This is a genomic window from Chryseobacterium contaminans (genome assembly GCF_001684955.1).
Taxonomy (GTDB): Bacteria; Bacteroidota; Bacteroidia; order Flavobacteriales; family Weeksellaceae; genus Chryseobacterium; species Chryseobacterium contaminans.
Genome location: NZ_MAYF01000003.1, coordinates 1 through 14,634 on the forward strand (window position 1 = coordinate 1; position 14,634 = coordinate 14,634).

Annotated in this window: 11 protein-coding genes and 1 pseudogene; 4 read left to right on the top strand and 8 right to left on the bottom strand. The window is 36.9% G+C overall.

All coding sequences use genetic code 11. The annotated features are described in order from the left end of the window. Positions 1–540, bottom strand: a pseudogene (locus BBH99_RS00940) (hypothetical protein); the annotation flags it as partial. Between the two features lie 4 nt (positions 541–544). Continuing rightward, positions 545–1,339, bottom strand: coding sequence for an SDR family oxidoreductase (locus BBH99_RS00945; protein ID WP_066690763.1), 795 nt, complete (start codon positions 1,337–1,339; stop codon positions 545–547). 409 nt (positions 1,340–1,748) lie between these two features. Between BBH99_RS00945 and BBH99_RS00955 the strand changes: the two genes are divergently transcribed. The 3 genes from BBH99_RS00955 (at position 1,749) to BBH99_RS00965 (ending at position 8,119) form a co-directional block, all read left to right on the top strand. Further along, positions 1,749–4,637 carry a SusC/RagA family TonB-linked outer membrane protein gene (locus BBH99_RS00955; RefSeq protein WP_066690767.1) on the top strand — a complete coding sequence of 963 codons (2,889 nt, stop codon included), beginning with the start codon at positions 1,749–1,751 and terminating at the stop codon, positions 4,635–4,637. Between the two features lie 27 nt (positions 4,638–4,664). Next, a complete protein-coding gene (locus BBH99_RS00960) occupies positions 4,665–6,173 on the top strand; it encodes a RagB/SusD family nutrient uptake outer membrane protein (RefSeq protein ID WP_066690770.1) in 1,509 nt (502 codons plus the stop codon). A 119-nt stretch (positions 6,174–6,292) separates the two neighbouring features. Beyond that, positions 6,293–8,119, top strand: coding sequence for an alkaline phosphatase (locus BBH99_RS00965; protein WP_066690773.1), 1,827 nt, complete (start codon positions 6,293–6,295; stop codon positions 8,117–8,119). 347 nt (positions 8,120–8,466) lie between these two features. Here BBH99_RS00965 and BBH99_RS00970 read toward each other — a convergent pair whose 3' ends face one another. The 6 genes from BBH99_RS00970 to BBH99_RS00995 form a co-directional block, all read right to left on the bottom strand. Further along, positions 8,467–9,462 carry a phosphatidylinositol-specific phospholipase C gene (locus tag BBH99_RS00970; RefSeq protein ID WP_123872940.1) on the bottom strand — a complete coding sequence of 332 codons (996 nt, stop codon included), beginning with the start codon at positions 9,460–9,462 and terminating at the stop codon, positions 8,467–8,469. A 235-nt stretch (positions 9,463–9,697) separates the two neighbouring features. Next, complete coding sequence (locus BBH99_RS00975) at positions 9,698–10,381, bottom strand: hypothetical protein (protein WP_066690776.1); 684 nt, start codon at positions 10,379–10,381, stop codon at positions 9,698–9,700. 15 nt (positions 10,382–10,396) lie between these two features. Next, positions 10,397–10,882: a hypothetical protein gene (locus BBH99_RS00980; RefSeq protein WP_066690779.1), complete on the bottom strand. Its 486-nt coding sequence runs from the start codon at positions 10,880–10,882 to the stop codon at positions 10,397–10,399. 93 nt (positions 10,883–10,975) lie between these two features. Further along, the gene (locus tag BBH99_RS00985) at positions 10,976–12,202 is read right to left on the bottom strand and encodes a 3-phosphoshikimate 1-carboxyvinyltransferase (protein ID WP_066690786.1); all 1,227 of its coding nucleotides are present in this window, start codon (positions 12,200–12,202) and stop codon (positions 10,976–10,978) included. Between the two features lie 74 nt (positions 12,203–12,276). After that, complete coding sequence (locus BBH99_RS00990) at positions 12,277–12,603, bottom strand: nucleotide pyrophosphohydrolase (RefSeq protein ID WP_066690789.1); 327 nt, start codon at positions 12,601–12,603, stop codon at positions 12,277–12,279. After that, positions 12,603–14,012, bottom strand: coding sequence for a hypothetical protein (locus BBH99_RS00995; RefSeq protein WP_066690792.1), 1,410 nt, complete (start codon positions 14,010–14,012; stop codon positions 12,603–12,605). The genes BBH99_RS00990 and BBH99_RS00995 overlap by 1 nt, the downstream gene beginning before the upstream one ends. Before the next feature lie 183 nt (positions 14,013–14,195). Here BBH99_RS00995 and BBH99_RS01000 point away from each other — a divergent pair, with 183 nt between their 5' ends. Continuing rightward, positions 14,196–14,447, top strand: coding sequence for a type B 50S ribosomal protein L31 (locus BBH99_RS01000; RefSeq protein WP_066690797.1), 252 nt, complete (start codon positions 14,196–14,198; stop codon positions 14,445–14,447). The last annotated feature ends 187 nt before the right edge of the window (positions 14,448–14,634 follow it).

Genomic DNA, 14,634 nt, shown 5'->3' on the forward strand with positions numbered 1-14,634 from the left:
ATCATTCTTGTTGATGTCCAGTTCTATTATCGGATACCCGTTTTTCTGACCTTTGTATTTAGATTTGATCCTACTGAAAGAATATCCATCATCAATATAACTTTTATTGATACTTTTCTTGGTAGAATCTAAATTCTTCGTAAAAAAATCCTTCTGAACTTTCAATTTCTGAACAATAGAATCAGAAAGGTTGACGTAGGTTTCATTAAAGTTTTTCCCTTTATCGAAGAAGATTTCTGTACTGTCACCCTTTACTTTTACTTCCTTCAGCTGAGTAAAAAAATAATTGTTTTGGGCCAAAGAATCCAGGAACTTTACAGCAGAAGTTGAATCTTTTACCTTTTTTCTAACCTTGGTTTCTGTATCAATAAGCCAATACTGCTTTTTCTGCGCTTGTGTAAAAACGCAGAACAGGACAAAAAATATTTTTAAAAATAACTTCAATGGGCCGTTCCGAATATAAGTTGAAGGCTTGTGGAAAAATACAAAAGATTCTTCACTGCATTTCATTCCGTTCAGAATGATGATGCATTCTATCAATCAACTAATTTTTATCCAGTTTATTATATTTCTTCATTAAATTCTCGTAAGTTCTCTGAGGAAGAATCCATTTCAAAGGTACTCCGATTTTCTGCCCGAATTTACCAAAATAATAATGAGCTTTCCATTTATTCTTTCCTAAAAGCTTTTCAATATATTCTGCAACTTCCAGGGGCTCGGTTCCCTCATCCACATGAGCATTCATCAAAGCATAAACCTTATCAAAAACATTTTTATAAGGCTGTGAAACTTTAGCAATCACCCTGTTGTCTGCAATATTGGTTTTAATATCACCTAAATGAAGCGAGCATACATCAATATTCCAGGGATACACTTCATACCTCATTGCTTCCGTTACTTTATCCAGAGCAGATTTTGAAGCAGAGTAGAATCCACGGAATGGCAGCCCCATCTCGCTTCCAATACTGGATACATTGATGATCCTTCCGAATTGCTGTGCTCTCATTGTGGGAAGAACTGCACTCATCATCTGTACTGGGCCGGTCAGGTTAAGGCTGAAAAGTTTAAGAATATCTTCTTGGGTAGAGTCTTCTACAGCGCCTACCATTCCCATTCCGGCATTGTTGATGAGAACATCAATTCGGGTTTCAGATTTCAGTACCTCGGCAATAGCATTCTGAACAGCGGCGTTATCGGTAACATCTGTAGGGACAGATCTGAAATATTGGCTTTCTGTATGTTTTCGGCTTAAACCATATACTTTGTGTCCTTTTTTACCGAAGTATTCGGCCAAAGCAAATCCAATTCCTGATGAGGTTCCTGTAATGATAATGGTCATTTAATTCGTACGATTTTATTATTTTCATTTTTCTACCTACTAATAACCTGCTTTTGATTATTTATGAGGAAGGAAAATCTATTTTCAGCAAATGTAAAAAAAGAAAAGAGAAGTCTGTTATTTATTCATCGTGAATGCTTCAGCATGAAAGGTATAAATATGCTGTTTTATTATAGTCTATTGCTTCAGTTGAGTAATAAACTTAAACTAAAATTAATATCAGTTATGCATAGAATATTAATAGAATAATTATTTTATTCATTTATAGCATTGAAAATAAGTATGATAATTTTAGGTTATGAATCCTATAATGGTGAAAAACTAAAATTTCTTAATAAAAACATAAGGAAATCTTAATATAGAGGGAGGGAAGGCTGTTCTAATTTTGCGTCTAATTAAAAAGGATGTCATGAATGTATTTAAAATCCCTGTCTCAGTAACATACTTAACGGGTAGGGTATTACTAATTGGTGCAATTTCAGCTTCACCAATGTTCCTCTCTCAAAAAAAAGACAGCTTAAAAGAAAAATCCATTGACGAGATTGTTGTTGTTGGATACGGAACACAAAAGAAAAGTAAGGTTTCCGGAGCTGTTACGGAGGCATCGCTGGATAAACTTACTTCCAGGTCTTTATCCGGGGTTGGGGAAGTTCTTCAGGGGAAAGCTCCGGGAGTTACTGTGGTGAACGAAGGAGGAGATCCTAATGGCTCCCCTAAAGTGAATATCCGCGGTTTAGGAGGTATTAACGGAGAAACACCTCTTTATGTGGTGGATGGAGTGGTTTTTAACGGAACACCATCTATTAACCCGAATGATATTCAGGATATCTCTGTTCTTAAAGATGCTTCTGCAGCCATTTACGGGGCAAGATCCTCAGGAGGTGTCATTCTTATTACTACCAAAAGAGGGAAAAAAGGGAATCTTACTGTTGATTTTGATGTAAAATACGGAATCAATCAGGCATGGAGACTGAAGGAATCTTTAAATGCAGCCGAGTTTCAGGATGTAATGTACCAGGCATTTAGCAATGTGGACAAGCTTGAAAGTTTACCGAAGGCATTCAATCCTGTTTTATATCCGGAAGGCAGAATTACCAAGACGGATTGGATGAAGGAAATCTTCAGAACAGGAACCATTCAGGAATACAATATGAACCTGAGCGGTGGAAATGAGAAATCCCGGTATTTTGTAGGGATGAATCACAGAAATCTGGAAGGTATTCTTTTAAATACACAGGCAAAACGATATAATTTCAGAGTAAATTCTGAACATAAGGTAAAAGACTGGTTAACCATTGGTGAGAATATGTATTATAACTACTCTGATGGAAATACTGCAGATACAAAGAGTGGTTATACGGGAGCTGTAGTGGCAGCCATGTATTATCCGCCCAATGTTCCTGTTTATACCCCGTCAGGGGCCTTTTCAGGACTGCCGATTAGTGTTGCTGGCGGGTACGGAGACATGATTAACCCCGTTGCTTATCTTAAAAGAATTAATATAAGAAATCCTACCCATGAGATTTTGATTAATCCTTATGCAGAGATTACTTTAGCAAAAGATTTAAAATTCAGATCCAACTTCTCACAAACCTTTAAACTGGGAAATGTAAAGAACTTCACCTACAGAGTTCTTGAGGTTGGAAAGATCTTTGATACCAATAACCTGGAATATCAATCTAATAATTCTTCTACAGCTCTTGCCGAGCAGCTTCTTACTTATAAAATTGCTGCTGGTAAACATAATTTTGATTTCCTGGGTGGTTTTACCTTCCAAAAAACAATTGAAGAAGGATTTCTTGCAAGATCCTATGATTTCAGAAGTGAGGCAGAAGTTTTCCAGCATTTACAGAATGCAGCAGATACCAATAAGGAAGTTTCCAGTTATAAATACAGACAGGCTTTGGTATCTTACCTTGCAAGAGTAAATTATGATTATGCCGGAAAATACATTGTGAGTATATTAGGAAGGAGAGACGGTTCTTCTTTAGTAGCTAAGCAGAATCGTTTTGCCAACTATTATGCGCTTTCCGGGGCGTGGGTTGTTTCTAAAGAAAACTTTATGCAGAATATTTCATGGCTTTCAAGCCTGAAATTAAGAGGAAGTTATGGTATTCTGGGGAATCTTGGAGGAATTTCTCCACAGGCTGTAAATCCGCTAATGACCAGAGACAATAATATTATTTTCGGGCAGGATCCTTCTCAGAATATTGCTTATTATGCCACTACACGTCCTAATCCGGATCTGAAATGGGGGAAATCTGAGCAAACCAACGTTGGGGTAGATGCCTCATTCCTGCATAACAGCCTTTCTTTACAGTTTGATTACTTTGTGAAAAACTCCAAAGATCAGATCTTTAATGTAAGCTTGCCAAGTACATCCACTTATAATAATCAGTATGTAAATGCCGGGTTATTCCAGGATAAAGGATATGAATTGGGAATCAATTATAACAGCAAAAAATCAGGAGATTTCACCTATTCCATTGGGGCAACTTTTAGTCAACTAAAAAATACGGTGAAGCAATTGGCGGATGTGGATGAGATATTTATCAATGATAACGGAGTAAGGGGAGTATTGAAGCCTACCCGTGTAAAAATCGGAGATCCGCTTTATTCTTTCTATGGATATAAAACAGGAGGAATTTTCCAGTCCCAGGACGAAATTAATAATTACAGAGATGCTAACGGCCAGCTTATCCAGCCGAATGCTAAACCGGGAGATATTAAATTCCTGAAAAAAGAAGGAAATACAGGAGTTCTCAGCAACAAGGATTTTGTAAATCTAGGAAGTCCATATCCTAAATTCTCTTACGGATTCTCTTATAATATGACCTGGAAAAACTTTGATCTTAACCTATTCTTCCAGGGTGTATATGGAAATAAAATTTTTAACGGATTGAAGTTTATTACTCTGAATCCGGGGGGAACAGGACAGAATTATAATATGGAAAGAGATATTCTTAATGCCTGGACCCCACAAAATACAAATACCAATATTCCAAGATTGGCTCAGGGAGATCCAAGTGGTAACTATTCTAAAGTATCGGATTTCTATATAGAGGATGGATCTTATTTAAGACTTAAAAACCTTACCATTGGATACTCATTACCAAGTGAGCTTTACAGAAAACTGGATGTGAATAAAGTGAGAATTTACATCACTACCAATAACTTATTCACCATCACAAAATATACAGGTTTTGACCCTGAAGTAGGTATGAATACTTATGGAGTGGATACCGGCAGATATCCTCAGGCACGTTCATTCATATTTGGAGTGGAAGTCGGGTTATAATTTTTAAAATCAACAAATAGTAAGAAAATGAAATTTTTCAATAAAATATTTTTAGTATCAGGAATATCCGCAATGCTTTTGTCATGTACTGGAGAGCTGGATGTTCAGCCGGAAGGAACTCCTACTGAAGCTAGCTTCTGGAAAACAGAAAATGACCTGATTACAGGAGCCAACGCCATGTATAAACCTTTGTATGGAGAAGAGTTTTATGGAAGAGGACTTTTCTGGTTCATTAATGCAAGTGATGATATGGTTACCGGAAGAAACAGAGGAGAAGCAGATAATGCGAAAAACTTCAGCAGTAACTATATTGCATCCGGTGATCTTGAAACCCAATGGAATAAAAGATATAATGTAATTGGGGTAGCCAATCGTGTAATCCGTAATATTGATAATATCCAGACTTCCCAGGCAATCAAAAATAAATACCTGGGCGAAGCTTTATTCATGAGCAGTAGAATGTATTTTGAATTAGCATCTAATTACGGTAATGAGAAAGCCGGAATCCCTATTATCGACCGTACTAAAGAACCTGACCCCAACCCGATTCCAAGGGCTGCTAATGTTAAGGTGAACTATGACTATATTGTTGCAGATCTGAAAAAGGCAGCAGAACTATTGCCAAGCCAGGCTGAACTTCCTGCAAGTGATTATGGAAGACCTCATAAAGCTGCTGCGTGGGCATTGCTGGCAAAAGTATACCTGTTTATGAAAGACTGGGATAATGCGGCTTATTGGGCTAATGAAGTAATGACGAAAGGAAACAGAAATCTTCTGGGTAGTTTTGCAGATGTTTTCAAGGCTGAAAATAATTACAGTACAGAATATATCTGGTCAGTTCCAAGCACAACTAAGTTTACGGGCTGGGGAAGTATCCTTCCCGGAGTAATGCTGGAAAATAAAGGCTGGGGAGAATATAACGGCTGGGGGTATTTTCAACCAACAAAAGAATTATATGATGAATTTGAGCCCGGAGATCTTAGGAAAAACGTAACCATTCTTAAAGAAGGAGATCAGTTTACTTTTAATGGAACGGTAAGAACTTATGCGTCATCCAATTCGGTAACAAAAGCTCAGTTTAACAAATATATGGATGCCTTCAAATACTCACTGAAAGAAGGGCATGTAAATTCCAACGGAGACTATCCTTGTACAGATCTTGCCGTTCCGATTATGCGCTATGCTGAGGTGATCCTCATTAAGGCCGAAGCATTAATCATGAAAGGTCAATCTGCAGATACAGAAATTAACATGATTAGAAAGCGTGCCGGATTAGCACCAAAAACAGGATGTACGCTAGCTGATTTGAAACATGAAAGACGTTGTGAGCTTGCTGGTGAATGGGCAGACAGACATAGAGATCTTGTTCGTTGGGGAGATGCACAGGCAGCCTATGCAAAAGCACTTCATGGAATGGATGGAAAAGAAGTATGGGCACCAAGAAACTTCAACCCGGCTGTTCATAATGTTTGGGCAGTTCCGCAGGCTGAGATTGTTAATAGCCACGGTGTTATAAAACAAAATGAAGGTTGGTAAAATCATAACCATGTCTATTATATACCTATATCATTGCAGGTCTCTGTGATGATATAGTCTTTTTAAAAGGTCGATAGAATAAGCTTCTATCTGGCTTGTAAAAACAATAAAATTTAGCGATGAAACTATCAAAAATATTAGGTTTGCTGGCCCTTGCTGTTTTTTCTGAAAACCAGGCACAGAATTATTTAAATTATAATGTGGGAAATGCCCATTCTCATAATGATTATATGCAGGAAATTCCTTTTTGGCAGGCATATTATGCCAACTTCGGTTCCATTGAGGTAGATGTTTTTCTGGTGAAAGGTAAGCTTTGGGTAGCTCATACAGAAAAAGAGCTTTCAGCAGACAGAACGCTGGAAAATCTTTATCTGGATAATATCTCAAAACAGATAAAGCTCAATAAAGGGAATATTTATAAGGATACAAGCAAAAAGTTACAGTTATTGATCGATATTAAACAGGATTATAAGACAACGCTGGCAGCATTAGTGAATACGCTGAAAAAGTATCCTGAAATTACAGGTAACTCAGGCGTGAAAATAGTAATTACAGGGGGAAGACCTCAGCCGGCTGATTTTAAAAATTATCCAAATTATCTTTATTTCGATGGAGATTTGAATAAAGAGTATTCTGCCGATCAGTTAAAAAGAATCGGAATGTTCAGCGCAGATTTACCGGAACTCGTAAAATGGAACGGAAAAGGAATTCCAAGAGATGAAGAAACGGAGAAGATCAAAAAAGCGGTGGATAAAGCGCATGCTCAGCAAAAACCAATGCGTTTTTATGGTGCGCCTGATTTTCCTAATGCCTGGGTGAATCTGATGGATATGGGCGTGGATTATATCAATACCGATCATATTCCGGATCTTAAAAAATTCATGAATACCATTCCAAGGAATTTCTACAAAAACACTAAAGAATACATAACCTATACACCAACCTATAAAACGGATGGGATCAGCAAAAAAGTAAAAAATGTAATCCTCCTGATTCCGGATGGAACGTCATTACCACAATATTACGCTGCTTTTACCGCCAATAAAGGGAAACTGAATGTATTTAATATGAAATCTACCGGATTATCCAAAACCAATTCCTCCAATGCTTATGTTACGGACTCTGCACCGGGATCTACAGCATTTGCAACAGGAGTGAAGACTAAAAATACGTTTGTTGGGGTAGATAATGCAGGTAAGGCTTTGGCTCAGATTCCTGATATTATTGCTGCCAAAGGACTGGTGTCCGGATTGATCTCTACCGGAGATGTGACAGATGCAACTCCTGCCGATTTTTATGCCCATTCTGATAACAGAAACAGTTCCGAGCCTATTCTGAAAGATTTTGCTGCGTCCAAGGCTAAAATTCTTATTGGAGGTCCAACCAGCGGATTAACACAGGAAACGGAGCAGAAACTGAAGGAAGCAAAAGTAGATATTTATCACAATCTGAAATCAGCAGAGAAACTGAACAACAGAACATTGATTATTGATCCTTTAGCTTCACAAAGAGTAACCAATGGTAGAGGAAATTGGCTGGCAGATGCTTTCGATCTGACCTTGAATGATCTGAAAAACAATAAAAAGGGATTCTTTATGATGGTGGAAGCTTCTCAAACCGATGGTGGCGGGCACAGCAATAATATAGAACAGTTGGTTACCGAGTTATTGGATTTCGATCATGTGGTGGGAAAAGCTATGAAATTTGCGGACGAAAATAAAGAAACACTGGTTGTGGTTGTGGGGGATCATGAAACGGGTGGTTTGACGCTTTTGGACGGAAGCCTTAAAGACGGCTGGATATTCGGAAATTTCAGTACCAATGACCATACCTCTATTCCTTCAAGTGTTTTTGCCTATGGCCCGAATTCCAAAGAATTTACAGGACTATTTGAAAATACAGAGATTTTTAACAAAATAATGGCCGCATACGGCATTGAAAAATAGTTGTATAGATTTTTTTTAAAATAGATGTCGTCTTTAATTGTTAAGGACGACATTTTATTTGTCGCAAACTACAAACGAAAATCGTAAGATTTTCAAAACTTATGTGTACTTCTATGTGCAAAGTTTTCACTTAAAATCAACTTAAGTGTAAGGCTTTTGTGCCTTTTGTGGTTAATTATCATCCCTAGTAAATTGTAAAATTTTATTTCCCACAGAGTGCACTGATTTACGCAGATACTTGTAGATGTTTAGGAAATAATCTGAGTTATGCGCTCAATCAGAGAGTAAATAAAAAAGCTGCCCCAGCAAAGAGACAGCTTCATGGTGACAATTTATATCTAACTACCCTAAAAATTAGTTTTTACGATCAGTTCTGCCAGTTCAGCATTTACAAAATCAATAGGCATTATCCCATAAGAACCTTTTGTATTGCTTTGGAAGAATGTTTTAAGTTTGGGATTGATCGCATTGGAAACGGTAGGAATACTTGGGATTCCGAAGATTCCCGGTTTATAACCACTTGTGAAATTAATGAAAAGCCTGTCGCTGGTGCTGTTTTTGGCTTCCCCCAACAGATTGGAAATACTGTTCCATTTATCATCATTATTGGTTACCTTATAATAGTCCTGAACCTTAATCTGAGCATCAGGATTATTGATTTCAAAGGTTGTATTATCTGCCCATGAAGTAGCATTAATTCCTTTAGCAGTTCCGGCAGAAAACCTTCTGAGCAGTCTGATTTTTCCTCTTACTTCTCCAAGGGTAGGAATATTCGTTCCAAGATCCCACTTTGATGGATTTTTCTGAACATAAGAATCAAAAGTGCTTTCAAAGCTTCTTGTTGTATTGGAGGCGTCATGTTCTTCTTTTACAGACATGATGATGGTTTCCGATGGGTGATTTTCCAGAAAAGCATAGCAGGCGTTCAATACGTCATCAAAATTTAAATTCTGGTAAATAGCACCATGATGGATCGTAAATGAATTATCTATATGTCTGCAACGAATATCCAGGAACCGGACTCCTGCGTTCAGCTGTTCCGCAATACTGAGGTCTTGAGTTTTCGCTGTACCTGTTACTACTGGAGCATCTATACGCGCTCCTGAATCATGAGTCCCGGGAATTGAAATTTTTGAAAGCGAAATATTGTCCTGTAAACCGGCCATCCAGCTGTTCATTTCAACAGGAACCGCAGCGGTCATTTTAGAATTTGCTTTATTAACAGAAGTAAGGCTTACTTCATTAGAATCTCTTTCTGCTACTGCTTCAGAGCAGGAAAAGAAAACGGTTGCGGTCGCTATACAAAGCGTAAATTTTTTTACATATTTCATGTGCTTGAACATAGTTTATATTTTAATTGTAGTTAAAATTAAGAATATGTCAAGCACTCAAGAGTTAATTTAACTTTAAAAGATGATTAAGTTGTTGGGTGGAGGGAAGCTGGATGATGGAAGAGGGAAGTACTTTAAGCCAGAAAAAGGGATTACCTTCTTTTTATAGGATTTAATAACAGATGAAATGTTTATTTTATAATTCCTGCTGGTTATAACTTCCGGCTTCCATCATCCGGTTTCCTGCTTAAAACACGAAATCTTCCTTCAATCCTGGAATTTTGAACTTGTGTTCCCCCATTTTATAATCATCCATTTTGATAAGGGGCTTAAGCTTATAGTTAAATTCTTTATAAAAGTTTTCGGGTATGTTTTTGTTATCATCATCACACGATGAATACGATCGGTCTATAATCACTTTTCCTGTAGAGAAATTGATCTCATTCGTAAAATTAAACTCACAGGTATCTGCAAAATTATCATACGAACCTATCAGGTAAAAATCACCGTTTTGAAATCTGAAAGTATGCTTACTGGTCTGGGTATGTCTTGAATTGCTGGAAAACTGCTGTTCCACCACCATACAATTATTTTTTATCTGAATATTGAGGATATTACCATCAGGATAAAAGCCCATTCCACTTGAATAAAGCAATTTGGAATTTTCTTTCCAGATTTTAAGTTGTCCTTGTTCATTTTTCAGGATATAGAAAACTCTTTTATAATCTTTTTTTTCCGAAGCTCTTTCATAATCGGAAGCCGTTTGGTCTGTATCAAACACGAGAACAGTTTCATTTTCTCCGTCTTTATCCAGATCGCCTTTTATCTCAGTCACTTTATTGTATCCTTTGGGTACAGCAAAATTCTTCAGGCTTTGAGCGTGAAAGGCAGTGATAATAAAAATCGTAATAAGAGAAAGTCGTTTCTTCATAATAATAGTAAAAAATTACAGACCAGAGTCATCTTTCTCCACCAATTCTATATCTTCCAGGTTACAGAGACAACCTTTTATACTTTTATAAATACCATTAATATCCGTTGATTTCCCTTTGTCATCTGTCACAGTGATCCCTGTAGAAAGTGATCCATCTTCAGCGTAGTAAGATTTGAAAAGAGAATAAGTATAGCCATTATTTAAAAAGGTAAGGTATTCCAGATCCATTCCTGCATTTTGTTTTCCTCCGCCTCTGTGATAGGATTTATATTTGAACTGCTTCCAGCTTTCTTTATTTCTTTCCAGAGGAAATTCCATTTCTACACGGTCCTTACCCCCGAAGCGGTACTGAATATATTCATTCCCTTTATCCTTTACCAATACCATTTTTTTCCCAGCTTTGGTATCAAACGAATAGATGACATCTTCATTTGATTTCAGATATTGAGACCAAAGAACAGTAGGAATAAAGAATAGAAGTAAGATCAGGTATTTCATGGCTATGGTGTTTTATATAGTTGCAGTAATTTGAAAAAAGGATGATTAGCCCATTTTCAAATTACTACATTTTCAGATTTTCAAATTTTCAAATTATTTCGTTAGCACACTCGAAAGATCTTCCCAGAACATCGGATATGATTTTTCCACCACATCTTCATCTTCAATAGTAAGTTCCCCGATCAGGCAGTAAGGAGCAAAGCTCATCGCCATTCTGTGATCCTGGTAAGTCTTGATTGAAATAGGCTCTTCCGGTTTACCAAAGCTTACAGAGTTAATGGTTAAATCAGTAATTTCTGTTTCAGTGCCCAGTTTCTTCAGCTCATTGTATAAAGCCTGAAGTCTGTCTGTTTCCTTTACCCTTAATGTTCCCAGTCCTGAAATTTCAAAAGGAATTTTTAATGCTGCTGCTGTTACACAAAGGGTTTGTGCAATATCCGGGCAGTTGTTCATATCCAGGATAATTTTTTCAGGGAAAGAAAAATCAGGCTGAGGTTCCAAAGTCAGTTGATGCTCAGCTTCAGAATAAGTTGTTTTAATCCCAAAGAAATCCTCATAAATTTTTGCAATGGCAGAATCTCCCTGAGTAGATTCTTTGTAGAAGCTTTTCAGATGAATCGTTTCTCTTCCTAGTGCACAGATTGAGTAAAAGTAAGAAGCCGAACTCCAGTCACTTTCCACTTCATAGCTTTTTGCAGAAGTTTCATGATCCGGAGAGAAAGGTTCTACTTTAATGGTATTCCCTTCAAAGCTGTTTTTAATTCCGAATCTTGTCAGGATATCAAGCGTCATTTCAATATAAGACCTTGAAGTCACCTCTCCTACAAGGTTAATCACTAAACCATTTTCAAGTTTTCCGGCGATAAGAAGCAGGGAAGTGATAAACTGGCTGGAAATATTCGCCGGAACATTTACAGAACTCTGTGTTATCTTTTTTCCGGTAATTTTTAAAGGAGGGAAACCTTCATTTTCCATATATTTGATCTCAGCACCAAGATCTCTCAAAGCACTTACCAGATTTTTGATAGGTCTTTCCTTCATTCTCCCGGAACCGGTAAGAATTGTTGTTTTTCCTTCCTGGATAGAATAGTAGGAGGTAAGAAATCGCATAGCTGTTCCTGCATGGTGAATGTCTACCACATCTGTAACCTCAGATAAAGCTTTTTTCAGGAGCTGGGTATCCTGAGAATTGGATAAATTTCCGATTTTTATATTGCTAAACAGGCTTTCCAGAATCAATAAACGATTCGAAATACTTTTCGAACCGCTGATCTGTACTGTTTTATTTCCTATTAATGTTGATTTTTCTAGCTTCTTCATTATTTCTTCATATTTCAAACCTTAAGTCATATTTCAGATCTTTTATCCATATCTGAAATATGATCTCAGGAATTTTATTTTAATTTTTCATTATTCTGATGCCGCTCCTTATCGCGGTCAGTTTTGATCTTCATTTTTCTGTCAAAAGCATCCTGCAGATTCACTCCTGTTTGGTTGGCCAGACATAAGGTTACAAAAAGGACGTCGGCCAGTTCTTCGCCAAGATCTTTAGTTTTATCACTTTCCTTCTCGCTCTGCTCACCATATCGTCTGGCAATGATTCTGGCAACTTCACCCACTTCTTCAGTAAGCATTGCCATATTGGTGAGTTCATTAAAATATCTTACACCGATGGTTTTGATCCATTCATCAACCTGTTGTTGTAATTGAGTAATTTCCATTATTGATAAGCTCCTATAGTAGGATTTGCGGTTCTTGATTCATTTACAATATCAAACGGAACAGTTCCCGCTACAGTAATATTTCCTTTTCCTTTGGCCGGAGATGTTGTTTTTACTCTTAAATTCATTTTGGCCATGAAATAATTCATAAACTGTGGGTCTGTATTTTTGATGCTCTGTATTACATTTACATTATTATCGAAGGTAAATCCTGCTTCAGACGTTCCTGAGTACTTTAATAAACAATTCTGAATCAAATACTCAAATTGCTGTCCGGGTGTCTGTTCAAACTGAACCGAGTTATCCCTGTCAGAATACACAATGCTGTTCTTCAAATTAAACTGCTGTAAGGCAGCTTGTTCTGTTTGTCCGGCTTCATTTTTCCATTCATTTGTTGCAAAGATGCCTTTTCTGTCAAAGGTTCCCATTGATTTGGAATAATTAGCAATCGTAGCGTGGGTATAGTTGTGCTTTCCACCCTTGAAAATACCAATACATGATAATCCACAGTTATTCATTACCAAATTACTGGCAGTAACAGTAGAATTTATGGCATATAGTCCATATTCAAAGAAAGTATGGATGAATGAATTGGAGATATTGGCTGTAGTCTGCTTCATTTCAAGTCCTTTTGTTCCTCCGAACAGCCTTGCGTGGTTCATATTAAGAATAGAATTAGGCTCCATTTTGATCGAATTCCAGTTTTTAGAAATCGTATCATAATAAGGATCATTTCTATCACCACGCAGAATAACCTGTTGATCTAAAGTACCGTTGATATTTAAAACAGCATCGGAAGAAACTTTCATGCCACTGTTTTTATGAAAATATACCTTTGTACCAGGGTCTATATCCAACGTTACGTTCTTATCTATGGTAAGATCCCCATAAATGATTTTTGCTTTATTATTCGTCCACGTTGTAGAGCTGGTAATCACATTAGGATTGGTAGGAGTCTGAATAAAAAACTCTGCGTCCTGAACTACCGAGAACAAAGTAACATGCTGCTGCCCGGCAGGTCCGGAGAAAATCACTTTATCCTCAGCAATAGCTTCAGGTCCTGTTGCCTGAGGAGCAATTTCTACATATATATATAGACTGTCTTTTTTTCTCAAAGGAACATCCTTAAAATCATACCCTGGCTTTCCATCCACATTAATTCTGTATAATGATGTAGATCCTTTCTCAAGATTCACTCTTGGGATCAGGATATCTTTATCTTCATTATTATAAACTTTTACTACATAGGTTTCTGAACGTACCTGATGATAAACTGTATCGCAGAATACGGTATCTCTTGAAAATCTTAGCTGCTGCGAAGGAGCATCAAAGGTTATATCATCCTTATTACATGATACTGCTACAAGAAGCATCCAGAAAGAAAAAGCCAGTAATAATTTGAATTTCATTGAAATTAATGTTTAGTAAGTTCCAAATTTAACGAAAATACTTTGAATTTCTTATCAAGAAAAAAATATTGAATCCGGTATTTGGATATTAGAAAAAAAGTTGTACTTTTGCAACCTAAAATTAGCAGAGAAATATCCATTACTATTTCGAAAGCAAACTTTAATTTTTTAAAAATAAGTATTATGAAAAACGGAATCCACCCAGAAAATTATAGACTTGTTGTTTTCAAAGATATGAGTAACGACGAAATGTTTCTTTGCAAGTCTACTGCAGAAACAAAAGACACTATCGAGTTCGAAGGACAAGAGTATCCTCTAATCAAAATGGAGATCTCTTCAACTTCTCACCCTTTCTACACTGGTAAAGTGAAATTAGTTGACACTGCAGGTAGAGTTGATAAGTTCATGAACAAATACAAAAAATTCGCTAAGTAATTTTTGTATGCCTACAATATAAAAGCCTTCCAGTCTTTGGGAGGCTTTTTTTGTGTCCAGTGTCCCGTCCTGAAATAAGTTGACAACTAATCGACTTATTTATGAAAGAACAAGTATTAAAAAGAGAAAAGCGCACCCAAAGAGACTACAGTATAGCTTTTAAATTACGGGTAGTTTCTCAAGTAGA

What these genes read in the sequence shown, in the direction of transcription:
- BBH99_RS00945 (WP_066690763.1), bottom strand. Translation starts at nt 1,339, where the DNA reads ATGACCATTATCATTACAGGAACCTCATCAGGAATTGGATTTGCTTTG.
- BBH99_RS00955 (WP_066690767.1), top strand. Translation starts at nt 1,749, where the DNA reads ATGAATGTATTTAAAATCCCTGTCTCAGTAACATACTTAACGGGTAGG.
- BBH99_RS00960 (WP_066690770.1), top strand. Translation starts at nt 4,665, where the DNA reads ATGAAATTTTTCAATAAAATATTTTTAGTATCAGGAATATCCGCAATG.
- BBH99_RS00965 (WP_066690773.1), top strand. Translation starts at nt 6,293, where the DNA reads ATGAAACTATCAAAAATATTAGGTTTGCTGGCCCTTGCTGTTTTTTCT.
- BBH99_RS00970 (WP_123872940.1), bottom strand. Translation starts at nt 9,462, where the DNA reads ATGTTCAAGCACATGAAATATGTAAAAAAATTTACGCTTTGTATAGCG.
- BBH99_RS00975 (WP_066690776.1), bottom strand. Translation starts at nt 10,381, where the DNA reads ATGAAGAAACGACTTTCTCTTATTACGATTTTTATTATCACTGCCTTT.
- BBH99_RS00980 (WP_066690779.1), bottom strand. Translation starts at nt 10,882, where the DNA reads ATGAAATACCTGATCTTACTTCTATTCTTTATTCCTACTGTTCTTTGG.
- BBH99_RS00985 (WP_066690786.1), bottom strand. Translation starts at nt 12,202, where the DNA reads ATGAAGAAGCTAGAAAAATCAACATTAATAGGAAATAAAACAGTACAG.
- BBH99_RS00990 (WP_066690789.1), bottom strand. Translation starts at nt 12,603, where the DNA reads ATGGAAATTACTCAATTACAACAACAGGTTGATGAATGGATCAAAACC.
- BBH99_RS00995 (WP_066690792.1), bottom strand. Translation starts at nt 14,012, where the DNA reads ATGAAATTCAAATTATTACTGGCTTTTTCTTTCTGGATGCTTCTTGTA.
- BBH99_RS01000 (WP_066690797.1), top strand. Translation starts at nt 14,196, where the DNA reads ATGAAAAACGGAATCCACCCAGAAAATTATAGACTTGTTGTTTTCAAA.